The organism is Hydrogenophaga soli, from assembly GCF_054777695.1.
Genome location: NZ_BAAHAK010000001.1, coordinates 437788 through 461596 on the forward strand (window position 1 = coordinate 437788; position 23809 = coordinate 461596).

The following is a 23809-nucleotide window of genomic DNA, read 5'->3' on the forward strand; positions in this document are numbered from 1 at the left end:
GCTGCCCGCTTGTGGGGCCTTTGGGGTTTGTGTTCCAATTGCTGACCAGTTGGTCATTAACTGGCGTTTGGATTCGATTTTGGAGACTGCACCCATGGGCATCCCCCGTCTGTTTCATGTTGGAGGTTTGGTTTTGGCCGTGGTTCTGGTGGCCGCCTGTGCCAAAACCGAACCGGCGCCCGAGCCTGTTCGGGCGGTCAAGCTGATGACCGTGGGGCCACAGCCGATGGTGTTTGAGCACGAGTACGCCGGGGACGTGCGTGCCCGCAGCGAAGCACGCTTGGGCTTCCGGGTGGCGGGCAAGCTGCTGGCGCGGTCGGTGGAGGTGGGGCAACGGGTTCAGGCGGGACAGGTGCTGGCACAGCTGGACGCGTCCGACTACCTGCTGGCGGCGAACGCCGCCCAGGCGCAGGTGCAAGCCGCCCGCACGCAGCGGGATCTGGCCGCGGCAGACCTGAAACGCTACGCCGAACTGAAGGCGCAGAACTTCATCAGCGGGGCGGAGCTGGAGCGCCGTGAAGCCGCCCTCAAGTCAGCGCAAGCGTCGCTGGACCAGGCCATGGCGCAGAACCAGGGACAGGTCAACCAGAAGGACCACGCCACCCTGAAGGCCGACAAATCGGGCGTGGTGGTGGCCGTGGAGGCCGAACCTGGCCAGGTGCTGGCGGCGGGCACCCCGGTGGTGCGCGTGGCCTACGACGGCCCGCGCGATGTGGTGGTGGCCTTGCCCGAGCACCAGTTGGCCGGTGTCCAGGTGGGCACGCGGGCGGTGGTTCGCTTGTGGGCGTCCGACCAGGAGCGCCAGGGCACGGTGCGTGAAGTGGCCGCCGCCGCCGATCCCGCCACGCGCACCTTTGCCGTGAAGTTGGCGTTGGATGGCGGGGCTGCCGAAGCGCCATTGGGGGCCACCGCCTATGTTCGCTGGGCCCGGCCCGCGGGGGCCGTTGCCGTGGCCTCCGTTCCCCTGAAACTGCCCACCAGTGCCTTGTGGGCCCAGGGGCAGGGGTCGGCGGTGTGGGTGTTTGACGCGGCCAGCAGCACCGTCAAGGCTCAGCCCGTGGTGGTGGCCACGGCCGATGGCAACCAGGCGGTGATTGCCTCGGGCCTCAAAGGGGGCGAGCAGGTGGTGGTGGCCGGTGTGCACGTGCTGGCCGAGGGCCAAAAGGTGGTGGTGTACCGCGAAAAGCAAGCATCAAAACAGGGTATTTCGCTTTCAAATGAAGGTGTTTCTGCTATCAAATCAGGAAATTCTGAAGTCGCGGCGTCTGCCCAGAAAGGGCAGCCATGAGCCCCTCTCCTGCACCCCAGGCCCCCGCATCGGGTTTCAACCTGTCGCGCTGGGCGCTGGAGCACCAGCCGCTGACGCGCTACCTGATGGTGGTGCTGATGCTTCTGGGCATCGCGTCGTACTTTCAGCTGGGGCAGGACGAAGACCCGCCTTTCACTTTCCGGGCCATGGTGGTGCGAACCTATTGGCCGGGGGCCACGGCCCAGCAGGTGGCCGAGCAGGTGACCGACAAGCTGGAAAAAACGCTGCAAGAGGTGGCCTACGCCGACAAGATCCGCAGCTACTCCAAGCCGGGTGAGGCGCTCATCATCTTCCAGGTGAAGGACAGCACCAAACCCACGGACGTGAGCCAGACCTGGTACACGGTGCGCAAGAAGATCGGCGACATGCGCTCCACCTTGCCGCAAGGGGTGCTGGGGCCGTTCTACAACGATGAGTTCGGGGACGTGTTCGGCGTCATCTACGCGCTGCAAGGGCCGGGTTACACCGCCCCGGAGCTCAAGCGCATGGCCGACGACGTGCGCCAGCGCCTGCTGGCGGTGAAGGACGTCAACAAGGTCGAGCTGTTCGGTGTGCAGGACGAAAAGCTCTACATCGAGGTGTCCCAGCGCCGTCTGGCGGCCTTGGGCCTGGACATGAACGCCGTGCTGGTGCAACTGGGTCAGCAGAACGCCGTGGAGTCGGCGGGGGCGGTGCAGTCGCCGCTGGACGTGGTGCAGGTGCGGGTGACCGGGGCCTTCAACTCGGTGGAGCAGCTCAAGGCCATGCCCATCCGGGCCGCCAATGGGGTGCAGATGCGCCTGTCGGACTTGGCCGATGTGCGCCTGGGGCTGATCGACCCACCTCAGGTCAAAGTGCGCCACCAGGGGCAGGAGGTGATTGCGCTGGGCATTTCCATGACCAAGGGAGGCGACATCGTGGCCCTGGGCAAGGCGCTCAAAGTGGCCACCGATCGCATCGAGCGGGACTTGCCCGCGGGTGTGTCGCTGGCGCAGGTGCAGGACCAGCCAGCAGCGGTGACCCGCTCGGTGAATGAGTTCGTGAAGGTGCTGATCGAGGCTGTGGTGATCGTGCTGGGCGTGAGCTTTTTGTCGCTGGGCCTGCACAAGAGTCCCCACGGCACAGGCTGGCGCCGCTACACGCTGGATGTGCGGCCCGGGTTGGTGGTGTTCATCACCATCCCGCTGGTGCTGGCGGTCACCTTTTTGTGCATGCACTACTGGGGCATCGGGTTGCACAAGATCTCGCTGGGCTCGCTCATCATCGCGCTGGGCCTGCTGGTGGACGACGCCATCATTGCCGTCGAGATGATGGTGCGCAAGCTGGAGGAGGGCTACACCATGTTCCGCGCCGCCACCTTCACCTGGGACGCCACGGCCATGCCCATGCTCACGGGCACCCTCGTCACGGCCACCGGTTTCCTGCCCATCGGCCTGGCGCAGTCGTCGGTGGGGGAGTACACCTTTGCCATCTTTGCGGTGACGGTGATTGCGCTCATCGTTTCGTGGTTTGCGGCGGTGGTGTTCGTGCCCTACCTGGGGGTGACCTTGCTCAAGGTCAAACCCAACCTGGGTGAGAGTCACGAGGTGTTCGACGGCCCGTTTTACCTGCGTTTCCGCGCCCTGGTGAATGCCTGTGTGAAGCACCGCTGGCTCACCATCGGGGCCACGGTGCTGATTTTTGCGCTGGGCCTGGTGGGGATGACCAAGGTGCAGCAGCAGTTCTTTCCCGACTCCAACCGCCCCGAAATCCTGGTGGATGTGTGGTTCCCCGAAGGCACCAGCCTGGCCGAGAACGAGGCCGTCACCCGCCGGGTGGAAGCCCGTCTGGCGTCGGAGAAGGGGGTGCAAATGGTCAGCACCTGGGTGGGGTCGGGCGTGCCCCGGTTCTACCTGCCGCTGGATCAGGTGTTTCCGCAGACCAACGTGTCTCAAATGATCCTGGTGGCCCAGGATCTGCAGGTGAGGGAGGTGCTGCGCAAGTCCCTGCCCGCCTTGCTGGCCGCGGAGTTTCCCGAGGTGCGGGGCCGCGTCAAGCTGCTGCCCAACGGGCCGCCGGTGCCGTATCCGGTGCAGTTCCGGGTGGTGGGCAGCGACCCCACTGTGCTGCGGGGTCTGGCCGACGCCGTGAAGGCGCACATGCGCCAGAGCCCCAACACCCGTGGCGTCAACGACAACTGGAACGAGTCGGTCAAGACCCTGCGGCTGGAGGTGGATCAGGCCAAGGCCCGCGCACTGGGGGTTACCAGCCAGTCCATTGCCCAGGCGGCTCGCACCATCCTCAGCGGGGTGACGGTGGGGCAGTACCGCGATGGCGACAAGTTGATCGACATCGTGCTGCGCCAGCCGCTGGACGAGCGCGACGCCATCAGCGATCTGGGCAACGCCTACCTGCCCACCGCCAGTGGCAAGAGCATCCCGCTGATGCAGATCGCCCGTCCGGTGTTCGGCTGGGAGCATGGGGTGATGTGGCGCGAGGGGCGCGAGTACGCCATCACGGTTCAGTCCGACGTGGTGGAAGGCTTGCAGGGGGCCACCGTCACGACCGAGCTGCTGCCGGGGCTGAATCAGCTCAAGCAGCAGTGGCGAGAGCAGGGCCTGGTGGGTTACGACATCCAGGTGGCCGGTGCGGTGGAAGAAAGCAGCAAAGGCTCGTCGTCCATTGCCGCGGGCATGCCGCTGATGCTGTTCATCACCTTCACCTTGCTGATGTTGCAGCTGCACAGCTTCAGCCGAGCCATGCTGGTGTTCCTCACAGGGCCATTGGGCATGGCCGGTGTGGCCGGAGCCCTGCTGGCCTTGAACCGTCCCTTTGGTTTTGTGGCCTTGCTGGGGGTGATTGCCTTGATGGGCATGATCATGCGCAACTCGGTCATCCTGATCGATCAGATTGAGCAGGAGCGTGCGCGGGGCATCCCCGCTTGGGACGCGATTGTGGAGTCGGCTGTGCGCCGCATGCGCCCCATCGTGCTGACCGCTGCAGCCGCGGTGCTGGCCATGATTCCCCTCTCGCGCAGCGTGTTCTGGGGCCCCATGGCCGTGGCCATCATGGGGGGGTTGATCGTGGCCACGGCGCTCACCTTGCTGGCCTTGCCAGCCATGTACGCCGCTTGGTTCCGGGTGAAGCCCGAGTCAGCGGCTAGAATCTCGGGTTGACCGAAAAAATGGTGTGCACCTGAAGCCCTTGGGCTTTGGCGTGTGCACGCCAACGCAAGTTGACGGTGCCCGCGCGGGTGGCGAAATTGGTAGACGCACCAGGTTTAGGTCCTGACGCCAGCAATGGTGTGGGGGTTCGAGTCCCCCCCCGCGCACCAGCCCCGTTCACGAATCCAGCCTTCAGGCCGGGGCCTGAATCGGCTTTTGCATCCATTCCAAGGAGAACCCTATGGCAGTGACCGTTGAAACCCTGGAGAAGCTCGAGCGCAAGATGACGCTCTCGCTGCCCATGGAAGTGATCAGCAACGAGGTGGAAACCCGCCTCAAGCGCCTGGCCCGCCAGGTCAAGATGGACGGTTTCCGTCCGGGCAAAGTGCCCATGAACGTGGTTGCCCAGCGTTATGGCTACTCCGTCCAGTACGAAGTCATGAACGACAAGGTGGGTGAGGCGTTTGCCGTGGCCGCCAACGAAGCGCAGTTGCGCGTGGCCGGTGCGCCCCGCATCTCCGAGAAGGAAGGCGGCACCGACGGCGAACTGCTGTTCGACGCCGTGTTCGAGGTGTATCCCGAAGTGAAGATCGGCGACCTGTCGGAAGCCGAGGTGGAGCGTCTGAGCACCGAAGTGGGCGAAGAAGCCATCGACAAGACCGTGGACATCCTGCGCAAGCAGCGTCGCACCTTTGCCCAGCGTGCCATGGACGCCGCTGCCCAGGACGGCGACCGCGTGACCATCGACTTCGAGGGCAAGATCGACGGCGAACCTTTCGCGGGTGGCAAGGCCAACGGCTTCCAGTTCCTGGTGGGCGAAGGCCAGATGCTGAAGGAATTTGAAGACGCCGTGCGTGGCATGAAGGTGGAAGAAAGCAAGACCTTCCCCCTGAACTTCCCTGCCGACTACCACGGCGCGGACGTGGCTGGCAAGACGGCTGATTTCCTGGTCACCGTTCACAAGATCGAAGCCGCTCACCTGCCCGAAGTGAACGAGGCATTTGCCAAGTCCCTGGGCATTGCCGACGGCACGGTGGAAGGCCTGCGTGCCGACATCCGCAAGAACCTGGAGCGCGAAGTCAAGTTCCGCCTGCAGGCGCGCAACAAGACCGCGGTGATGGACGCCCTGGTGGCCAAGGCCGAACTGGACCTGCCCAAGGCCATCGTCCAGGCTGAAGTGGAGCGCCTGGTTCAAGGTGCCCGCGCTGACCTCAAGCAGCGTGGCATGAAGGACGCCGACACCGCTCCCATCCCTGAAGAAATGTTTGTGCCTCAGGCTGAGCGCCGCGTGCGCATCGGTCTGGTGCTGGCAGAGCTGGTCAAGGTCAACAACCTGGAAGCCAAACCCGAGCAGATTCAGGCACACGTCGAAGAGCTGGCCTCTTCCTACGAAAAGCCTGCCGACGTGGTGCGCTGGTACACCGGTGACCAGCGTCGCATGGCCGAAGTCGAAGCCGTGGTGATTGAAAACAACGTGACCGAGTTCGTGCTGAGCAAGGTCAAAGTCAACACCAAGTCCATCGGTTTTGAAGAGTTGATGGCTCAAGGCTGATCCCGTCTTGGCCCTGTGCCTGTGGCAAAGGGCTCAAATAGCATCAAGGGCGATCTTCGGGTCGCCCTTTTTTCTGTTCCCCAGCTTGCAGATCGGGTGTTTGTCCCCATTTCAGAGTGCATCGCGGGTTTGGGTACAGTACACGGTCTATACATTCGGAGTTTCGATGAGCGCAAAGGACATTGAAGCCTTGGGCATGGTGCCCATGGTGATCGAACAATCGGGGCGCGGTGAACGCGCCTACGACATCTATTCGCGCCTGTTGAAGGAGCGGGTGATCTTCCTGGTGGGGCCGGTCAACGACCAATCCGCCAACCTCGTGGTGGCCCAGTTGCTGTTCCTGGAAAGCGAAAACCCTGACAAGGACATTTCGCTCTACATCAACTCCCCGGGGGGCTCGGTGAGCGCGGGCATGGCCATCTACGACACCATGAACTTCATCAAGCCCGATGTCTCCACCCTGTGCACCGGCATGGCGGCCAGCATGGGGGCTTTCCTGTTGGCTGCCGGAGCCAAGGGCAAGCGTTTCTCGCTGCCCAGTTCGCGGGTCATGATCCATCAACCGCTGGGTGGGGCTCAAGGTCAGGCCACGGACATTGAGATCCATGCTCGCGAAATTCTGCGTTTGCGCAGCGAGTTGAACCAGATCCTGGCCGACCAGACCGGACAGCCGCTTGAGAAGATTGAGCGCGATACCGAGCGTGACTACTTCATGTCCGCGGCTGAAGCCCAAGCCTATGGTTTGGTGGACAAGGTGATTGCCAAGCGTGGGGCGACGAGCTGACGCTGGGCTTGTAGGCACCACCTTCACTGGGTGTGGGTGGTCCTGGGAACACATGGCAGCCCTGACCGAAACAGGTCAGGGCTTTAGTCTTTTGTAGGATGAAACGATGGCCGATAAAAAAGGCTCCACGTCAGAAAAAAACCTCTATTGCTCTTTCTGCGGCAAGAGCCAGCATGAGGTGAAAAAGCTCATCGCGGGACCCTCTGTGTTCATTTGCGACGAGTGCATTGACCTTTGCAACGACATCGTTCGTGATGAAGTGGCCGCGTTGAAGGCGGGTGGCGGCAAGTCGGAAGACGGATTGCCCACGCCCGCCGAACTCAAGCAGAACCTGGACAACTACGTCATTGGTCAGGATTCGGCCAAGCGAGCGCTGTCTGTGGCGGTGTACAACCACTACAAGCGCCTTCGCCACAAGGATGCGGCTCCCAAGGACGACGTGGAACTGGCCAAGAGCAACATCCTGTTGGTGGGCCCCACGGGATCGGGCAAGACCCTGCTGGCACAGACGTTGGCACGCATGTTGAACGTGCCCTTTGTGATGGCCGACGCAACCACCCTCACCGAGGCGGGTTACGTGGGCGAGGATGTGGAAAACATCATTGCCAAGCTTCTCCAGACCTGCAACTACGATGTGGCCAAGGCCCAGCAGGGCATTGTTTACATCGACGAAATCGACAAGATCACCCGAAAGGCGGACAACCCATCCATCACCCGCGACGTGTCGGGCGAAGGCGTTCAGCAGGCCCTGCTGAAACTGGTGGAGGGGACCATGGCGTCCATTCCGCCACAGGGGGGGCGCAAACACCCCAACCAGGATTTTCTGCAGGTGGACACCACCAACATCCTGTTCATTTGTGGTGGTGCGTTTGCAGGCATTGAAAAAATCATTGAAAACCGGACGGAAGCGTCCGGCATCGGCTTTGGGGCAGCGGTGCGCAGCAAGAAGCAGCGCAGCGTTTCAGAGGCGTTCAAGGACATCGAGACCGAAGACCTGATCAAGTTCGGCCTGATCCCTGAGCTGGTGGGGCGTTTGCCTGTGGTGGCCACGCTGACCGAACTCACTGAAGATGCCCTGATTGACATCCTGACCCAGCCCCGCAACGCGGTGGTCAAACAGTTTGCCAAGCTGATCGCGCTGGAAGGTGCCGAGTTGGACATCCGTCCTGCCGCGTTGCGGGCCATTGCACGCAAGGCTCTGGCTCGTAAAACGGGTGCGCGTGGGCTGCGCTCCATTCTGGAAAATGCGTTGATCGATACCATGTTCGACCTGCCCAGCATTGAGAATGTGCAGAAGGTCGTGGTGGATGAGTCCACCATTGACGAGGGCAAGCCGCCATTGTTGGTATACCGTGAAGAGGCCAAGCAGGCCTGAGAAAGAAACCATCATGTCAGGAAACAAATCTCTGCCTCCTGTCCAAGTGGATCTGCCCCTGTTGCCATTGCGCGATGTGGTGGTGTTCCCGCACATGGTCATTCCCCTGTTTGTGGGGCGAGCCAAGAGCATTCGGGCGCTGGAGGTGGCCATGGAGGCCGAGCGCCGCATCGTGCTGGTGGCCCAAAAAGCGGCGGCCAAGGACGAGCCGTCCCCCGAAGACCTGTTCGAAATGGGCTGTGTGGCCACCATCTTGCAGTTGCTCAAATTGCCCGATGGCACGGTCAAGGTGCTGGTGGAAGGTGGCCAGCGCGCCCGCTTGAACCTTGTGGCCGACCAGACCAGTCACTTTTCTGCCACCGTCACCCCTGTCGATGCACAGGGAGAGTCGGGCGACAAGACCCGTTCCACCGAGATCGAGGCCTTGCGTCGAGCGCTGATGCAGCAGTTTGATCAGTACGTCAAACTGAACAAAAAAATCCCCTCCGAGATCCTGACCTCCATCGCCAGCATCGACGACCCGGGGCGGTTGGCCGACACCATCGCCGCTCACTTGCCCCTGAAACTGGAGTCCAAACAAGAGGTGTTGGACATTGCCTCGGTCACGGAACGCCTGACCAATCTGTTTGCCCAGCTGGAGCGTGAGGTGGACATCCTCACGGTGGACAAACGCATTCGGGGTCGTGTCAAGCGGCAAATGGAGAAGAATCAGCGCGATTTCTACCTCAACGAGCAGGTCAAGGCCATCCAGAAAGAGCTGGGCGAAGGGGAAGATGGGGCGGACCTCGAAGAAATCGAGAAGCGCATCAAGCTGGCCAAGATGCCCGCTGAGGCCCGGAAAAAGGCCGAAGGCGAGCTGAAGAAGCTCAAGCTCATGTCCCCCATGTCGGCCGAGGCCACGGTGGTGCGGAACTACATCGATGTGTTGACGGGTTTGCCATGGGCCAAGAAAACCAAGATCAAACACAACTTGGCTTTGGCCGAGGACGTGCTCAACCAAGACCATCATGGGCTGGAGCGGGTCAAAGACCGCATCCTTGAATACCTTGCGGTTCAGCAACGCGTGGACAAGGTGAAGGCACCCATTTTGTGTCTAGTGGGGCCTCCTGGGGTGGGCAAAACCTCCTTGGGGCAATCGATTGCCAAGGCCACGGGGCGCAAGTACGTGCGCATGGCGCTGGGTGGTGTGCGTGACGAGGCTGAAATTCGTGGGCACCGGCGCACGTACATCGGGGCACTGCCGGGCAAAGTGTTGCAAAGCCTGACCAAGGTGGGGACTCGCAATCCGCTGTTCCTGCTGGATGAAATTGACAAGATGGGCACGGATTTCAGAGGCGATCCATCCAGCGCCCTGCTTGAAGTGCTGGATCCTGAGCAGAACCACACGTTCGGCGACCATTACGTGGAGGTGGACTTCGATCTGAGCGACGTGATGTTTGTGGCCACGTCCAATTCGATGAACATCCCGCCTGCGCTGCTGGACCGGATGGAAGTGATCCGTCTGAGTGGCTACACCGAAGACGAGAAGGTCAGCATTGCCACCAAGTACCTGTTGCCCAAACAGTTGAACAACAACGGACTCAAGGCTGAAGAACTGTCGGTCTCGGAAGCCGCGTTGCGGGACATCGTGCGCTACTACACCCGGGAAGCCGGTGTTCGCTCCCTGGAGCGAGAGGTGTCCAAAATCTGCCGCAAGGTCGTCAAAGGCTTGTTGCTCAAGACCCTGAAACCCCTGGTCAAGGTGGATGCCGACAACTTGTCGGACTACCTGGGTGTTCGCAAGTACACCTATGGACGGGCAGAGGAGCAGAACCAAGTGGGCCAGGTGGTTGGCTTGGCGTGGACAGAAGTGGGCGGAGACTTGCTGACCATCGAAGCAGCATTGATGCCCGGTAAGGGGAACATCCTGCGCACAGGCTCGCTGGGTGATGTCATGAAAGAGTCCGTGGAAGCCGCTCGCACGGTGGTTCGCAGCCGTGCACGGGTGCTGGGCATTGCGGATGAGCTGTTTGAAAAGCGAGACATCCACATTCACGTGCCGGATGGCGCAACACCCAAGGACGGTCCGAGTGCCGGGGCGGCCATGGCCACAGCATTGGTGTCGGCCCTCACGGGCATTGCCGTCAAAGGCGATGTGGCCATGACGGGGGAGATCACCCTTCGTGGCGAGATCACTGCCATTGGGGGCTTGAAGGAGAAGCTGCTGGCGGCCCTTCGTGGCGGCATCAAGACGGTGTTGATTCCGGAGGAAAACGTCAAAGACTTGGCTGAAATTCCCGACAACGTCAAATCAGACTTGAACATCGTTGCGGTGCGCTGGTTTGACAAGGTGTTGGAAGTCGCACTGGAGCGGCAGCCGGTGCCGTTGACGACCGATGACACAGTGGTTGCCAAAGCCGAGGTCAAGACCTCTGACGTGCCTGCCGTGGATGTTCGGCCCCACTGATTTTTTCAAAACTTGCTTGCAACACAAAAAACGTTGTATAATCATGGCTTCAGCGAAACGCTGATACGCGGGAATAGCTCAGTTGGTAGAGCGCAACCTTGCCAAGGTTGAGGTCGCGAGTTCGAGCCTCGTTTCCCGCTCCATTTTTCTTGAAAAGGGAAGCTCTGCTTCCCTTTTTATTGACCTGAGCCCTCAGGCACAAGGCGCGGTAGCAAAGCGGTTATGCACCGGATTGCAAATCCGTGTAGGTCGGTTCGACTCCGGCCCGCGCCTCCAAAAAGCCCTGGTGACTCATGCCCCGCAGCGTCTGTTGTCGGGGCTTTTTTGTTCCACAATCATCCAATGCCTCGGTGGTGAAACGGGTAGACACAGCGGACTTAAAATCCGCCGCTTGCCGAATAGGCGGCGTGCCGGTTCGATCCCGGCCCGAGGCACCATGGTCAATGGCCCGCGAAATGGTGGACGACTTCCACCACCCAGGAGTGAGTTGAATGTACGAGCAGCCATTTGAAATCCATGTGCACGGCGACGTTCCTTTGAGGGCTGACGTGGTGCTGGCGCAGGTTCAGGAGGCGCTTCGCCCCATTTGGACGTACGCGGGCGCCAAATCCTTGGCTGCCGCCGCTCGGAGTGCCTACGAAGAAGAGCCGGGCATTCGCTTCAATGCCGCTGAGCACCTGCTTCAGATTTGCTGGACCGTCACAGGGGACGAAGATTTCCGTCAGGTGATGGAAGAAGCCTGCATGGCCCTGAACGACATCGCCGCAGAGGGGGCACCGTTGGAGGTGTCGTTTTACGACACCCAGTACGATGAGGACGACGAAGCCGCACAAGATGACTCACGCGATGATTTCATGATGTGCTTTGTGGGGCCGACACCTGCAGCCATCCTTCAGGTGCAGCGGGACATGATGGTTCGGGATGTTGTGCACATGATGGAGCGGCATTTCGACGCTTCTGAACTGGACCCCGTCGTTCAGGCCATCGACAAGCTGTTTGCGGATCGGTTCCAGTCGCTGGTCAGCTCCATGCAACTGGGGCGTCCACCGAAAGGTTCGGGCGGTGGCGGGCACGGTGGTGGGCGCAAGCCTCGCCACCTGCACTGACGCAAATCCACAACCCGGCGCCCGCTGTGCAGCAGGGCGTCAGATGTCCCAGATCAGGTCCGCTTGGGCGCGCTGGCAGCGTTCAAGTGCCTGGGTCAGGGGGGCGATCCGCTGAGCCAGGGAAACGCGTGACCTGGGTGCCCCTTGCTGGTCAGCGGGAGGGCGTTCATCAGTCTCGTCGAAGGCGTCTTCCTCGCTGCGGGAAGACGCATCTCTCTGCGCTGCATCCAGTGCAGCCTCTTGTTTCAGCAGTTCCAGGCAATGCCCCATCTCGGGCCAGGTGATGATGCCTGGCGCTTTGGCCGTCTTGCCCAGGATGGCCAACAACCGCTCCGCATCGGCCGCCAGCATCACGATGTCGGATGTTTCACGGGATTTGAAGCGGTACAGCACGACGGGCGGCCTCAGAATCAGGCTTGACCGATGGCAATGCCTTTGAACTCGCCGGTGGCAATGCGCTTTTGCCACTGCTCGGGGCCGGTGATGTGGGCACTGGTGCCACCCGCATCCACGGCCACGGTCACGGGCATGTCGACCACGTCAAACTCGTAAATGGCCTCCATGCCCAGGTCGGCAAACCCGACCACCTTGGCGGCCTTGATGGCCTTGGACACCAGGTAGGCTGCACCGCCCACGGCCATCAGGTAGGCTGACTTGTGGTTCTTGATGGCTTCAATGGCCACGGGACCGCGTTCGGCCTTGCCCACCATGGCAATCAGCCCGGTCTTGGCCAGCATCATGTCGGTGAAGCCGTCCATGCGGGTGGCGGTGGTGGGGCCTGCGGGGCCAACCACTTCGTCACGCACCGGATCGACCGGGCCCACGTAGTAAATGACGCGGTTGGTGAAGTCCACCGGTAGGGGCTCACCCTTGGCCAGCATGTCCTGGATGCGCTTGTGGGCGGCATCGCGGCCGGTGAGCATCTTGCCGTTGAGCAGCAGGGTGTCGCCGGGTTTCCAGCTGGCCACTTCTTCCTTGGTGAGGCTGTTGAGGTCCACACGTTTGCTGGTTTGGGTGTTGGGCGTCCAGTCCACCTTGGGCCACAGGTCCAGGCTGGGCGGGTCGATGTAGGCGGGGCCGCTGCCATCCAGCACAAAGTGGGCATGGCGGGTGGCGGCGCAGTTGGGGATCATGGCCACAGGTTTGGATGCGGCATGGGTGGGGTACATCTTGATCTTGATGTCCAGCACCGTGGTCAGGCCACCCAGGCCTTGGGCGCCAATGCCCAGGGCGTTGACTTTCTCGAACAGCTCCAGACGCAGCTCTTCCACTTGGGAGAGTTTTTCGCCTTTGGATGCCTTGGCTTGCAGTTCGTACATGTCCAGGTCGTCCATCAGGCTTTCCTTGGCCATCAGCACCGCTTTCTCGGCGGTGCCGCCGATGCCGATGCCCAGCATGCCGGGCGGGCACCAGCCCGCGCCCATGGTGGGCACGGTTTTCAGCACCCAGTCGACCACGCTGTCGCCGGGGTTGAGCATGACCATCTTGCTCTTGTTTTCAGAGCCGCCGCCCTTGGCGGCCACGGTCACTTCCACGGTGTTGCCGGGCACGATTTCGGTGAAGATCACCGCAGGGGTGTTGTCCTTGGTGTTCTTGCGGGCGAACTGCGGGTCGGCCACCACGCTGGCGCGCAGCATGTTGTCGGGGTGGTTGTAACCCTGGCGCACGCCTTCGTTGATGGCATCGTCCAGGCTGCCGCTGAACCCTTCCCAGCGCACGTCCATGCCGACCTTCAGGAACACGTTGACGATGCCGGTGTCCTGGCAGATGGGGCGGTGGCCCATGGCGCTCATCTTGCTGTTGGTCAGGATTTGCGCCATGGCGTCTTTGGCCGCTGGGCTTTGTTCGCGCTCGTAGGCACGGGCCAGGTGGGCGATGTAGTCGGCCGGGTGGTAGTAGCTGATGTACTGCAGCGCGGCTGCGACGGATTCGATCAGGTCGGCTTGGCGGATGGCGGTCATGGTGTGTCGTGGGGAATCAACCGGGGAAAGAGGCAGGACGATTCTATGCACCGTCCCTGCGGAGAACTGACAGCGAACTCAGTGCTGGGATGACGCGTGCGAGCTGTTCAGCAACTTGTCGGTGTAGGCGATGGCCATGGCACTGGCCAGGAAGGTGATGTGGATCAGCGTTTGCCACATCAACACCTTGACGTCGTAGTTGGCAGCGTTGATGAACGTTTTGAGCAGGTGGATGGACGAGATGCCGATGATGGCCGTGGCCAGCTTGACCTTGAGCACCGACGCATTCACGTGGCTCAGCCACTCGGGTTGATCGGGGTGTCCGTCCAGGTCCATGCGGCTCACGAAGGTTTCATAACCACCCACAATGACCATGATGAGCAGGTTGGAGATCATCACCACGTCGATGAGCGCCAGCACCACCAGCATGATGATGGTCTCGTTCAGGTGGTGAATTTCAACATCCGACTTGTAGCCAATGCTGCTCACCAGGGCTTGCAGGGCAGTCTGGCTGCCAAAGGCCGCTTCCACCAGGTGCAGCAGTTCCAGCAGGAAGTGCACGACATAGACGGCTTGAGCGGCAATCAAGCCCAGGTACAGCGGCAACTGGAGCCAGCGGCTGGCAAAAATCAGCTGAGGGAGGGCGCGGAGACGGGGTGGTTGGGGCGTGGGGATGGACATGGACGGGTCAAATGCCAAGTCTGAGGGTTGCCGGGTGAGGGCGCTTGTGCAATGCTGGCGAATTGTAGGGTTGTGTCGGTGACAGCGTCAGACCCTTGTAAGAGCCCCCCCGCACATTAGGTGCCGCTTATTCACCCATAGAGGAGACTACATGAGTGCGACCGAAGGCGCGACCGCGCTGCCCATCTACCAGCCCAGCGAACAGTTCGTGAAGCATGCGACCGTGTCCGGCATGGCGGCTTACGAGGCCCTGTGCAAAGAGGCCGAGACCGACTATGAGGGCTTCTGGGCCCGTCAGGCGCGTGAGCTCATCAGCTGGCAGACCCCGTTCACGCAAGTGCTGGACGAAAGCAATGCGCCTTTCTTCAAATGGTTTGCCGACGGCAAGCTGAACGCTTCCTACAACTGCCTGGACCGCAACATCGAACGTGGTCTGGGCGACAAGACCGCCATCATTTTTGAGGCGGACGGCGGCGAAGTCACCAAGGTCACCTACAAGGAACTGCTGGCAAAGACCAGCCAGATGGCCAATGCGCTCAAGGCCATGGGCATCCAGAAGGGTGACCGCGTGGTGATCTACATCGCCATGTCCATCGACGGCGTGGCTGCCATGCAGGCTTGCGCTCGCATCGGTGCCACGCACTCGGTGGTGTTCGGCGGTTTCTCGGCACAGTCGCTGCGCGACCGTATCCAGGACACCGGGGCCAAGCTGGTCATCACCGCCGACCATCAGGTCCGCGGGGGCAAGCAGTTGCCCCTGAAGTCCATCGTGGACGAGGCGCTGGCACTGGGCGGTTGCGAAACCATCCAGAACGTGCTGGTGGTCAAGCGCTCCGGTGCGGACATCGCCATGGCCGCGGGGCGCGACGTGTGGATGGCCGATGCCATCGCCGGTCAGCCCATCACCTGCGAACCCGAATGGGTCGAGGCCGAACACCCCCTGTTCCTGCTGTACACGTCGGGCTCCACCGGCAAGCCCAAGGGCGTGCAGCACAGCACCGGTGGCTACCTGCTGCACGCAGCCCTCACCACCAAGTGGACGTTTGACCTCAAGGGCGATGACGTGTTCTGGTGCACGGCCGACATCGGTTGGGTCACCGGCCACACCTACATCACCTACGGCCCGCTGGCCCTGGGCGGCACTGAAATCGTGTTCGAAGGTGTTCCCACCTACCCGGATGCCGGTCGCTTCTGGAAGATGATCCAGGACCACAAGGTCAGCATCTTCTACACCGCCCCCACGGCCATTCGCTCGCTGATCAAGGCAGCGGAAGCCAGCGATGCGGTGCACCCCAAGAGTTACGACCTGTCCAGCCTGCGCCTGCTGGGTTCGGTGGGCGAGCCCATCAACCCCGCCGCCTGGGAGTGGTACCACAAACACGTGGGCGGCAGCCGTTGCCCCATCGTCGACACCTTCTGGCAAACCGAGACTGGCGGTCACATGATCACCCCGCTGCCCGGTGTGACGCCCATGGTGCCCGGTTCCTGCACGCTGCCGTTCCCGGGCATCCAAGCTGCCATCGTGGACGAGACCGGCAAGGACGTGCCCAATGGCCAGGGTGGCATCCTGGTGGTCAAGCGCCCGTGGCCGTCGATGATTCGCAACATCTGGGGCGACCCCGAGCGCTTCAAGAAAAGCTACTACCCCGAAGACTTCAAGGGCAAGTACTACCTGGCTGGCGACGGTGCCATCCGCGACGAAAAGACCGGCTACTTCACCATCACCGGTCGCATCGACGATGTGCTGAACGTGTCGGGTCACCGCATGGGCACCATGGAAATCGAGTCGGCGCTGGTGAGCTGCACCGAACTGGTGGCTGAGGCTGCCGTGGTGGGGCGCCCCGACGACACCACCGGCGAAGCCGTGGTGGCCTTTGTGGTGCTCAAGCGCCCCCGCCCCACAGGGGAGGAGGCCAAGGCCATTGCCAAGCAGCTGCGCGACCATGTGGGCAAGGAAATTGGTCCCATCGCCAAGCCCAAGGACATCCGCTTTGGTGACAACCTGCCCAAGACCCGCTCCGGCAAGATCATGCGCCGCCTGCTGCGCTCCATCGCCAAGGGTGAGGCCATCACCCAGGACACCTCCACGCTGGAAAACCCGGCCATCCTGGACCAGTTGTCCGAGAACAACTGAGCGGTTTCATCCGGGATCAAAAAGGGGCCTTGTGCCCCTTTTTTCATAGCTGCTCGCGCTTTTGGAATAAGCGTTAGAGGCCAAAAAGACCATGAAAAAACCCGCCAGTGGCGGGTTGTCAACGGATCGCGGCCTTCAGCAAAGAAGGCCGTCGATGGGCGTTTTCACTTCAGGCTCAGCACCCAGGTGGCCAGTTTCTTGGCGTCGGCTTCCGACACCTTGGTGTTGGCGGGCATGGGGATGGCGCCGTACACGCCAGAGCCGCCCTTCAGGATCTTCTGGGCCAGCATGTCGGCCTTGGAGGCGTCGTTGTTGTACTTCTTGGCCACTTCCTTGTAGGCGGGACCCACCACCTTCTTGTCGACGGCGTGGCAAGCCAGGCAGTTGTTGGCCTTGGCCAGGGCTTCGTCGGCCATGGCAGGTGCGGCCACAGCCAGGGCGGAAGCGAGAACAATCAGAGCGCGTTTCATGGAGAATCTCCTGAGAATGTGTAGAGCAGGCATTGATAAGCCGACACTGATTTTATCGGTTTTCGTTGATCTTCATCAGCGGCGTACCGTTTGTTTCACTCGTGGTTGCGGGCCTTGACAAGGAGTTGTGCATGTGGTTTTTGGGCTTGGGATTGATCCTCCTGGTGATGAAGTGGCAGTCCATGGGGCCCGTGGCGGCGTGGGACTGGTGGTGGGTGTTGTCGCCCTTCGCGCTGGCGGTGGCCTGGTGGGCTTGGGCAGACGCCACGGGTTACACCAAGCGCAAAGCCGTGGAGCGGGAAAACCAGCGCAAAGCGGCGCGGATCGAGCGTCAGCGCGAAAAGCTGGGGATGCTGCCGCGTCGTAAAAAATGAATGTGGCACCCGTTGAGGGTGCCCGCCCGACGGCTTTTCCTTTCCCCAGTTGTGGGCGGGGTGGGTGCGAGATAATTTGCGCCCATTCGACCAACGCCAGCGATACACCTCAATGCCTGCATACCGTTCCAAAACCTCCACTGCCGGACGCAACATGGCCGGTGCCCGCTCTCTGTGGCGTGCCACGGGCATGAAAGATGGCGACTTCAGCAAGCCCATCATCGCCATTGCCAACTCGTTCACCCAATTCGTTCCCGGCCATGTGCACCTGAAGGATTTGGGGCAGCTGGTGGCGCGTGAAATCGAGGCTGCGGGCGGTGTGGCCAAGGAGTTCAACACCATTGCGGTGGACGATGGCATCGCCATGGGGCATGACGGCATGCTGTATTCACTGCCCAGCCGCGACATCATTGCCGACAGCGTGGAGTACATGGTCAATGCCCACTGCGCCGACGCGCTGGTGTGCATTTCCAACTGCGACAAGATCACCCCCGGCATGCTCATGGCGGCCATGCGGCTCAACATCCCGGTGGTGTTTGTGTCCGGTGGCCCCATGGAGGCTGGCAAGGCCAAGCTGGCGGTGCCGGGCACGCAAACCATCGAGATCAAGAAGCTGGACCTGATCGACGCCATGGTCATGGCCGCCGACAGCAAAGTGTCGGACGCCGATGTGGCCGAGATCGAACGCTCTGCCTGCCCCACCTGTGGTTCGTGCTCGGGCATGTTCACCGCCAACTCCATGAACTGCCTGACCGAGGCCCTGGGCCTGTCCTTGCCCGGCAATGGCACGGTGGTGGCCACCCACGCCGACCGCGAGCAGCTGTTCAAGCGGGCAGGGCACCTGATTGTTGAGCTGTGCAAGCGCCACTACGAGGGCGACGACCACTCGGTGCTGCCGCGCTCGGTGGGCTTCAAGGCGTTCGAGAACGCCATTGCGCTGGACATCGCCATGGGCGGCTCCACCAACACCATCCTGCACCTGCTGGCCATTGCGCAGGAGGCCGAGATCAACTTCACCATGGCCGACATCGACCGCATGTCGCGCATCGTGCCGCAGCTGTGCAAGGTGGCCCCCAACACCAACAAGTACCACATCGAAGACGTGCACCGGGCCGGTGGCATCATGGCCATCCTGGGTGAGCTGGAGCGGGCCGGCAAGCTGCACACCGACGTGCCCACGGTGCACGCCCCCACCCTGAAGGATGCGCTGGACCAGTGGGACATTGCCCGCAACCCCTCCGAGGCGGTCAAAACCTTCTACCAGGCGGGCCCCGGTGGCATTCCCACGCAAGTGGCGTTCTCGCAGAACGCCCGCTGGCCCAGCTTGGACTTGGACCGGCGCGAAGGCTGCATCCGCTCGGCCGACCATGCCTTCTCCAAGGAAGGTGGCCTGGCCGTGCTGGTGGGCAACATCGCCCAGAACGGTTGCGTGGTGAAAACCGCCGGGGTGGACGACAGCCTGCTGGTGTTTGAAGGCACGGCCCACGTGACCGAATCGCAAGACGAGGCCGTGGCCAACATCCTGGCCGACAAGGTCAAGGCGGGTGATGTGGTCATCGTCCGCTACGAAGGCCCCAAGGGCGGCCCGGGCATGCAGGAAATGCTGTACCCCACCTCGTACATCAAGTCCAAGGGGTTGGGCAAGGCCTGCGCCTTGTTGACCGATGGTCGCTTCTCGGGCGGGACCTCGGGCCTGTCCATCGGCCACGTGTCGCCTGAGGCGGCAGCGGGCGGGGCCATTGGCCTGGTGCGCAATGGCGACCGCATCCGCATCGACATTCCCAACCGGCGCATCGACGTGCTGCTGTCCGACGACGAGCTGGCCGCCCGCCGCGTGGAGCAGGATGCCAAGGGCTGGAAGCCCGCGCAGCCCCGACCCCGCAAGGTGTCTGCGGCGCTCAAGGCCTACGCCAAGCTGGCCATGTCGGCGGACAAGGGCGCGGTGCGCGACCTGTCCCTGCTGGATGACTGAACAACGACCCAGAACGAGGAGCCTCCATGAAAGTCAGTGACATCCTCCGCGTCAAAGGCGGAACCCTGTACACCACCACGCCCGACGACGCGCTGGTGCACGCGGTGGAGACCATGGCGCAGTTCGACATCGGCTCCCTGGCCGTGATGGAGCATGGCGAGCTGGTGGGCATGCTGACCTTCCGGGAGGTGATCCAGCACATCGCCAAGAACGGTGGTCAGGTGGGCAGCTACACCGTGCGCAAGGTGATGGACGACCACCCCATGAGCTGCACCCCCGAAACCGAGCTGGAAGCGGTGCGCCCCATGATGCTGGAGCGGCACACCCGCTACATGCCGGTCATGGACAACCGCATGCTCATGGGCGTGATCAGCTTCTACGACGTGGCCAAGGCCGTGGTGGACAGCCAGAACTTCGAAAACCGCATGCTCAAGGCCTACATCCGCGACTGGCCTGCCCAGGACGGTGCGCCCGACGAGGCCCAGCCCGCCCAAGCCTGATCGGCTGATGCAGGCCACCCCGGCGGTCGGGCCAGACCGTCGGGGATAATGACGGGCATGAGCGGCAACACCTTTGGCAATCTGTTTTCTGTCACCAATTTTGGCGAGTCTCACGGTCCGGCCATCGGCTGCGTGATCGACGGTTGCCCCCCGGGGCTGGCCCTGTCCGAGGTGGACATCCAGCCCGACCTGGACCGCCGCCGCCCCGGCACCAGCAAGTTCGTGACCCAGCGCAACGAGCCCGACGCGGTGGAGATCCTGAGCGGCGTCTACCAGGGCCAGACCACGGGCACCCCCATCTGCCTGCTGATCCGCAACACCGACCAGCGCAGCAAGGACTACGGCGACATCCTGCAGACCTTCCGCCCGGGGCATGCCGACTACGCTTACTGGCACAAATACGGCGTGCGCGACCCCCGGGGTGGCGGTCGATCATCGGCCCGCCTCACCGCGCCCATGGTGGCCGCGGGTGCGGTGGCCAAGAAATGGCTGGCACAGGCCCACGGCACCACCTTCCACGGCTGCATGACGCAGATCGGTGAACTGCCCATTGCCTTCGAGAGTTGGGACCACGTGCCCCACAACCCGTTTTTTGCCCCGGTGGCCGACGTGTCGGCGCTGGAGGCCTACATGGAAGCCTTGCGCAAAAGCGGGGATTCCTGCGGTGCCCGCCTGCGGGTCACGGCCCGCGGCATGCCCGTGGGCCTGGGGCAACCGCTGTTTGACAAGCTCGATGCCGACATTGCCTACGCCATGATGGGCATCAACGCCGTCAAGGGCGTGGAAATCGGCGCGGGTTTTGCCTGCGTGGCGGCCAAGGGCAGCACCCATGGCGATTCGCTCACCCCCCAGGGGTTTGTGGGCAACAACGCCGGGGGCGTGCTGGGGGGCATCAGCAGCGGGCAGGACTTGGAAGTGTCCATCGCCATCAAGCCCACCAGCTCCATCCTGATTCCGCGCCACACCATCGACTCGGAAGGCCACGCCACCGAGGTCATCACCAAAGGCCGCCACGACCCCTGTGTGGGCATCCGGGCCACGCCCATTGCCGAGGCCATGCTGGCCCTGGTGGTCATGGAGCATGTGTTGCAGCACCGCGCCCAATGTGGTGATGTGCGCCAGGCGGTGGAGCCCATTGCCGCCCAGGTGCAGGCGGGGGTCTGACGCCCTTGGCCCTTGACCGCGCCAAACTGGCCCCGTTTGCCGCGTTGTCGGCCAGTTATTTTGCGCACATCGGGTTTTTCAATCCTTACCTGCCCTTGTGGCTGAAGGACCAGGGGCTGAGCCTGCTGGCCATCAGCGTGTTGACGTCGGTGCAGTCGGGCACGCGGCTGTTTGCGCCCTATGGCTGGGGCTGGCTGAGCGATCGGACGGGTGAGCGCGTCAAGCTGCTGCGTTACGGGGCCACCGCCGCGCTGCTGTGCTCCTTGGGGCTGTGGTTCAACCTGAGCTTTGTCGGCTTGCTGCTGGTGCTGGGGCTGATGTTTGTGCACACCAGTTCCATGATGCCCATGAGCGAAGCCGCCATGGCCCACCTGGTCAGCCAAGGCGGGCAGTTCAATGCCCGGCTGTATGGGCGTGTGCGGCTGTGGGGCTCGCTGGGCTTCCTGGTCACGGTGATGGCCGCTGGCACCTGGTTCGAGCAGCGGGGCATGGCGTCCTTCCCCGCCTGGGCGGTGGCCACGCTGCTGGCGGTCACCGTGTCCGTGTGGTGGATGCCCGACCACAAGGAGGCCCCGCACCACACCGAAGAGCCCAAGGGTCAGGTCTGGCAACTGCTGCGCCAGCCCGCGGTGGCCTGGCTGTTTGCCGCCATGTTCTGGCACGTGCTGGCCCACATCGCCATTTACGTGTTCTTTTCGCTGTACTTGGACAGCCTGGGGTACAGCAAGACGGTCATTGGTGCGCTCTGGGCCGTGTCGGTGGTGTGCGAGGTGGCCTGGTTTTTCTTTCAGGGGCGCTGGTTGCCCCGCTGGAGCCTGTCGGCCTGGCTGTGGCTGGCGGCGGTGTTGACGGCGGTTCGGCTGGGTTTGACGGCGGGCTGGGCCACGGTGTGGCCCTTGTTGGTGCTGGCGCAGATGCTGCATGCCGTGACCTTTGCCACCCACCACACCGTGTGCATCGCGCTGTTGTCGCACCACTTCCCGGGGCGGCTGCGCGGGCGGGGGCAGGCGCTGTACACCGTGGTGGGCTACGGCATTCCCGGGGTGCTGGGGGGCGTGGGCGGCGGGTGGGTCAGCACCCGCTGGGGCCTGTCCTCGGTGTTCTGGGTGGCCTCGGGTGCGGCGGTGCTGGCCTGTGGCTGCGCATTCAAGGTTTGGGCCATTCACCACCGGGGACGAGCGGGCGGCGCAACGGGTTGAAGCCGGTCACCAGGGCGGTGGCCAGCAGGATGAGGCAGCCACCCATCAGCAGGCCTGGCCCCAGGGGCTCGTCCAGCACCCAGTGGCCCCAGGCCACCCCGAACAGCGGAATCATGAAGGCCGGGCTCATGGCCGCCACCGGCGACACATGGCGCATCACCCGCAGGTGCAACCAGGTGGCCAGACCGGACGACCCCACCCCCAACACCGCCACCGAGGCCAACACCCCCGTGGAGAACTGGGCGGACGGTGCATGCCACACCGCCATGGGCCACAGGGCCACACCGGCGGCCAGGTTCATGCCCAGGGCGATGGTGAGGGGCTCCATGTGTTGCGTGGTGCGCTTCATCCAGGGGGTGCACAGGCCGTAACAGGCGGCGGCCAGCAGGCTGGCCCCTGCCGCCTGAAGCACCTGGGTGCTGGGGACCATGGGGCCCAGTCGCACGATCAGTCCCACGCCCAGCAGCCCCAGCACACAGCCCGACAGCTTGGCCAGGGTCAGGCGGTCGTCGCCCAGCCAGGCCGCGGACAGCGCACCGAACAGCACCGCCGTGGTGTTGAGCAAGGCCATGTAGCTGCCGGGCAGCGTCAGCGCCGCCCAGGCGTACAGCACAAAGGGCAGGGCCACCGCCGCCACCCCCAGCACTGCCAGCTGTCGCCAATGCGGCCAGGGCGGGCGTTGCTGCAGCCAGCGCAGCAACAGGCCCAGGGTGAGGCAGGCCAGCAGCACCCGGGAACCCGCCAGCACCCACGGCCCCAGCGCGGGGCTGGCCACCCGGATGAACAGGAACGATGCCCCCCACAGGGCCGACAGCCCCACCAGTTGAAAAAAATGTCCAAGTTTCACCCGTGGCATTGTGCAAGGGCAGGGCGCAGTTTGTCTGCGCACACACGACAGGCACCCGGGCGGCGCTAGCATCGGCGGCCATGACCGATTCTTCTGACTTTCTGTCCCTGTCTTTGCAGCGTCTGGACCTGATGGGTTCCGATGGTGTGGCGCGTGCGCCGTTGTCGGCTCGGTGGCCGGCTGGCTGTGTGGGCGTGACCGGTCCGGATGGTTGCGGCAAATCCACCCTGTTGCGCCTGCTGGCGGGCGAGCGCGTGGTGCCCCGGGCTTCGGTGAGCCTGCACCTGCCGGGCCAGGTCCTCACGCCGGGGGAGGCTGAATGGTCTCGCCATGTGTTCTGGTGCGACCCCGACGCCACCACCCTCGATGGTTTGACCGCCCATGCCTACCTGGCACACCACCAACACCGCCAACCGGGCTGGGACGATGCCCAGGCCCAGGATCACCTGCAGGCGTTTCAACTGGTGGAGCACCTGGACAAGCCCCTGTATGCCTTGTCCATGGGCATGCGCCGCAAGCTGCGGCTGGCGGCGGCGTTTGCGTCCGGTGCCGCATTGACCCTGCTGGACGAGCCCTGGGCGGCCTTGGACCTGCGCTCAGGCCGTCATGTGAACACCACCTTGGAAGTTGCGGCCCAGCAACGCCACCGGCTGTGGGTGGTGGCCGCGGCCGTGCTGCCGCTGGCCTTGGCCCCGGTGCTGGACCTGCACTTGCGTTGAGGTGTGTGTACTTTTCGATCATTCGAAGTATCAATTCTTGATTCGTGTCAATCGGGGTTTTTGTCCGATTCCTAACATCAGGGGCATTTGGTTT

Annotated in this window: 19 protein-coding genes and 4 tRNA genes; 18 read left to right on the forward strand and 5 right to left on the reverse strand. The window is 63.0% G+C overall.

Features of this window, described 5'->3' with window-relative positions:
- Window positions 1–94 precede the first annotated feature (94 nt).
- The 11 genes from ACYVB7_RS01995 (at window position 95) to ACYVB7_RS02045 (ending at window position 11694) form a co-directional block, all read left to right on the forward strand.
- Complete coding sequence (locus ACYVB7_RS01995; protein WP_460504878.1) at window positions 95–1288, forward strand: efflux RND transporter periplasmic adaptor subunit; 1194 nt, start codon at window positions 95–97, stop codon at window positions 1286–1288.
- The gene (locus ACYVB7_RS02000; RefSeq protein ID WP_460504879.1) at window positions 1285–4443 is read left to right on the forward strand and encodes an efflux RND transporter permease subunit; all 3159 of its coding nucleotides are present in this window, start codon (window positions 1285–1287) and stop codon (window positions 4441–4443) included. Before ACYVB7_RS01995 ends, ACYVB7_RS02000 begins: the two co-directional genes overlap by 4 nt.
- 71 nt (window positions 4444–4514) lie before the next feature.
- Window positions 4515–4601 (forward strand) — tRNA-Leu (locus ACYVB7_RS02005).
- A gap of 71 nt (window positions 4602–4672) precedes the next feature.
- Window positions 4673–5983, forward strand: a complete 1311-nt coding sequence (gene tig / locus ACYVB7_RS02010) for a trigger factor (RefSeq protein WP_460504880.1) — start codon at window positions 4673–4675, stop codon at window positions 5981–5983.
- A 166-nt stretch (window positions 5984–6149) separates the two neighbouring features.
- Complete coding sequence (gene clpP, locus ACYVB7_RS02015; RefSeq protein WP_460504881.1) at window positions 6150–6767, forward strand: ATP-dependent Clp protease proteolytic subunit; 618 nt, start codon at window positions 6150–6152, stop codon at window positions 6765–6767.
- A 106-nt stretch (window positions 6768–6873) separates the two neighbouring features.
- Entirely contained in the window at window positions 6874–8142 is a 1269-nt protein-coding gene (clpX, locus tag ACYVB7_RS02020) for an ATP-dependent Clp protease ATP-binding subunit ClpX (protein ID WP_460504882.1), read from the forward strand.
- Window positions 8143–8155: 13 nt separating this feature from the next.
- On the forward strand, window positions 8156–10588 hold the full coding sequence (lon, locus tag ACYVB7_RS02025; RefSeq protein WP_460504883.1) for an endopeptidase La: 2433 nt from the start codon (window positions 8156–8158) through the stop codon (window positions 10586–10588).
- A gap of 67 nt (window positions 10589–10655) precedes the next feature.
- Window positions 10656–10731 (forward strand) — tRNA-Gly (locus ACYVB7_RS02030).
- Between the two features lie 59 nt (window positions 10732–10790).
- Window positions 10791–10864, forward strand: a tRNA-Cys gene (locus ACYVB7_RS02035).
- A gap of 68 nt (window positions 10865–10932) precedes the next feature.
- Window positions 10933–11025: transfer RNA gene (locus ACYVB7_RS02040), tRNA-Leu, on the forward strand.
- A 54-nt stretch (window positions 11026–11079) separates the two neighbouring features.
- Entirely contained in the window at window positions 11080–11694 is a 615-nt protein-coding gene (locus tag ACYVB7_RS02045) for a DUF6806 family protein (protein ID WP_460504884.1), read from the forward strand.
- Window positions 11695–11733: 39 nt separating this feature from the next.
- Here ACYVB7_RS02045 and ACYVB7_RS02050 read toward each other — a convergent pair whose 3' ends face one another.
- The 3 genes from ACYVB7_RS02050 to ACYVB7_RS02060 all read right to left on the reverse strand — a co-directional run bounded on the left by ACYVB7_RS02050 (window position 11734) and on the right by ACYVB7_RS02060 (window position 14336).
- Window positions 11734–12087 carry a DUF1840 domain-containing protein gene (locus tag ACYVB7_RS02050; protein ID WP_460504885.1) on the reverse strand — a complete coding sequence of 118 codons (354 nt, stop codon included), beginning with the start codon at window positions 12085–12087 and terminating at the stop codon, window positions 11734–11736.
- A gap of 17 nt (window positions 12088–12104) precedes the next feature.
- Window positions 12105–13655 carry a fumarate hydratase gene (locus ACYVB7_RS02055; protein WP_460504886.1) on the reverse strand — a complete coding sequence of 517 codons (1551 nt, stop codon included), beginning with the start codon at window positions 13653–13655 and terminating at the stop codon, window positions 12105–12107.
- A 78-nt stretch (window positions 13656–13733) separates the two neighbouring features.
- The gene (locus ACYVB7_RS02060; protein ID WP_460504887.1) at window positions 13734–14336 is read right to left on the reverse strand and encodes a YqhA family protein; all 603 of its coding nucleotides are present in this window, start codon (window positions 14334–14336) and stop codon (window positions 13734–13736) included.
- A gap of 151 nt (window positions 14337–14487) precedes the next feature.
- Between ACYVB7_RS02060 and acs the strand changes: the two genes are divergently transcribed.
- Window positions 14488–16470, forward strand: coding sequence for an acetate--CoA ligase (gene acs, locus ACYVB7_RS02065; protein WP_460504888.1), 1983 nt, complete (start codon window positions 14488–14490; stop codon window positions 16468–16470).
- Window positions 16471–16634: 164 nt separating this feature from the next.
- Here acs and ACYVB7_RS02070 read toward each other — a convergent pair whose 3' ends face one another.
- The gene (locus ACYVB7_RS02070) at window positions 16635–16940 is read right to left on the reverse strand and encodes a c-type cytochrome (protein WP_460504889.1); all 306 of its coding nucleotides are present in this window, start codon (window positions 16938–16940) and stop codon (window positions 16635–16637) included.
- 131 nt (window positions 16941–17071) lie between these two features.
- Here ACYVB7_RS02070 and ACYVB7_RS02075 point away from each other — a divergent pair, with 131 nt between their 5' ends.
- The 5 genes from ACYVB7_RS02075 to ACYVB7_RS02095 all read left to right on the forward strand — a co-directional run bounded on the left by ACYVB7_RS02075 (window position 17072) and on the right by ACYVB7_RS02095 (window position 22149).
- A complete protein-coding gene (locus tag ACYVB7_RS02075; RefSeq protein WP_460504890.1) occupies window positions 17072–17314 on the forward strand; it encodes a TIGR04438 family Trp-rich protein in 243 nt (80 codons plus the stop codon).
- Window positions 17315–17426: 112 nt separating this feature from the next.
- Entirely contained in the window at window positions 17427–19286 is a 1860-nt protein-coding gene (gene ilvD, locus ACYVB7_RS02080; RefSeq protein WP_460504891.1) for a dihydroxy-acid dehydratase, read from the forward strand.
- Between the two features lie 26 nt (window positions 19287–19312).
- Window positions 19313–19786: a CBS domain-containing protein gene (locus tag ACYVB7_RS02085; protein ID WP_460504892.1), complete on the forward strand. Its 474-nt coding sequence runs from the start codon at window positions 19313–19315 to the stop codon at window positions 19784–19786.
- A 57-nt stretch (window positions 19787–19843) separates the two neighbouring features.
- Complete coding sequence (gene aroC, locus ACYVB7_RS02090; protein ID WP_460504893.1) at window positions 19844–20950, forward strand: chorismate synthase; 1107 nt, start codon at window positions 19844–19846, stop codon at window positions 20948–20950.
- Window positions 20951–20955: 5 nt separating this feature from the next.
- The gene (locus ACYVB7_RS02095; RefSeq protein WP_460504894.1) at window positions 20956–22149 is read left to right on the forward strand and encodes an MFS transporter; all 1194 of its coding nucleotides are present in this window, start codon (window positions 20956–20958) and stop codon (window positions 22147–22149) included.
- On the opposite strand, the gene ACYVB7_RS02100 is transcribed toward ACYVB7_RS02095, so the two are convergent.
- Complete coding sequence (locus ACYVB7_RS02100) at window positions 22097–23005, reverse strand: DMT family transporter (RefSeq protein ID WP_460504895.1); 909 nt, start codon at window positions 23003–23005, stop codon at window positions 22097–22099. The two genes, ACYVB7_RS02095 and ACYVB7_RS02100, sit on opposite strands and share 53 nt — an antisense overlap.
- A gap of 71 nt (window positions 23006–23076) precedes the next feature.
- On the opposite strand from ACYVB7_RS02100, the gene ACYVB7_RS02105 reads away from it, so the two are divergent.
- A complete protein-coding gene (locus ACYVB7_RS02105; RefSeq protein WP_460504896.1) occupies window positions 23077–23715 on the forward strand; it encodes an ABC transporter ATP-binding protein in 639 nt (212 codons plus the stop codon).
- Window positions 23716–23809 lie beyond the last annotated feature (94 nt).

Coding starts and splice junctions, on each gene's coding strand:
- ACYVB7_RS02045 (WP_460504884.1), top strand. CDS start 11,080: ATGTACGAGCAGCCATTTGAAATCCATGTGCACGGCGACGTTCCTTTG.
- ACYVB7_RS02000 (WP_460504879.1), top strand. CDS start 1,285: ATGAGCCCCTCTCCTGCACCCCAGGCCCCCGCATCGGGTTTCAACCTG.
- lon (WP_460504883.1), top strand. CDS start 8,156: ATGTCAGGAAACAAATCTCTGCCTCCTGTCCAAGTGGATCTGCCCCTG.
- ACYVB7_RS02100 (WP_460504895.1), bottom strand. CDS start 23,005: ATGCCACGGGTGAAACTTGGACATTTTTTTCAACTGGTGGGGCTGTCG.
- ilvD (WP_460504891.1), top strand. CDS start 17,427: ATGCCTGCATACCGTTCCAAAACCTCCACTGCCGGACGCAACATGGCC.
- ACYVB7_RS02105 (WP_460504896.1), top strand. CDS start 23,077: ATGACCGATTCTTCTGACTTTCTGTCCCTGTCTTTGCAGCGTCTGGAC.
- ACYVB7_RS02075 (WP_460504890.1), top strand. CDS start 17,072: ATGTGGTTTTTGGGCTTGGGATTGATCCTCCTGGTGATGAAGTGGCAG.
- ACYVB7_RS02060 (WP_460504887.1), bottom strand. CDS start 14,336: ATGTCCATCCCCACGCCCCAACCACCCCGTCTCCGCGCCCTCCCTCAG.
- ACYVB7_RS02055 (WP_460504886.1), bottom strand. CDS start 13,655: ATGACCGCCATCCGCCAAGCCGACCTGATCGAATCCGTCGCAGCCGCG.
- tig (WP_460504880.1), top strand. CDS start 4,673: ATGGCAGTGACCGTTGAAACCCTGGAGAAGCTCGAGCGCAAGATGACG.
- clpP (WP_460504881.1), top strand. CDS start 6,150: ATGAGCGCAAAGGACATTGAAGCCTTGGGCATGGTGCCCATGGTGATC.
- ACYVB7_RS02070 (WP_460504889.1), bottom strand. CDS start 16,940: ATGAAACGCGCTCTGATTGTTCTCGCTTCCGCCCTGGCTGTGGCCGCA.
- ACYVB7_RS02085 (WP_460504892.1), top strand. CDS start 19,313: ATGAAAGTCAGTGACATCCTCCGCGTCAAAGGCGGAACCCTGTACACC.
- ACYVB7_RS01995 (WP_460504878.1), top strand. CDS start 95: ATGGGCATCCCCCGTCTGTTTCATGTTGGAGGTTTGGTTTTGGCCGTG.
- clpX (WP_460504882.1), top strand. CDS start 6,874: ATGGCCGATAAAAAAGGCTCCACGTCAGAAAAAAACCTCTATTGCTCT.
- aroC (WP_460504893.1), top strand. CDS start 19,844: ATGAGCGGCAACACCTTTGGCAATCTGTTTTCTGTCACCAATTTTGGC.
- acs (WP_460504888.1), top strand. CDS start 14,488: ATGAGTGCGACCGAAGGCGCGACCGCGCTGCCCATCTACCAGCCCAGC.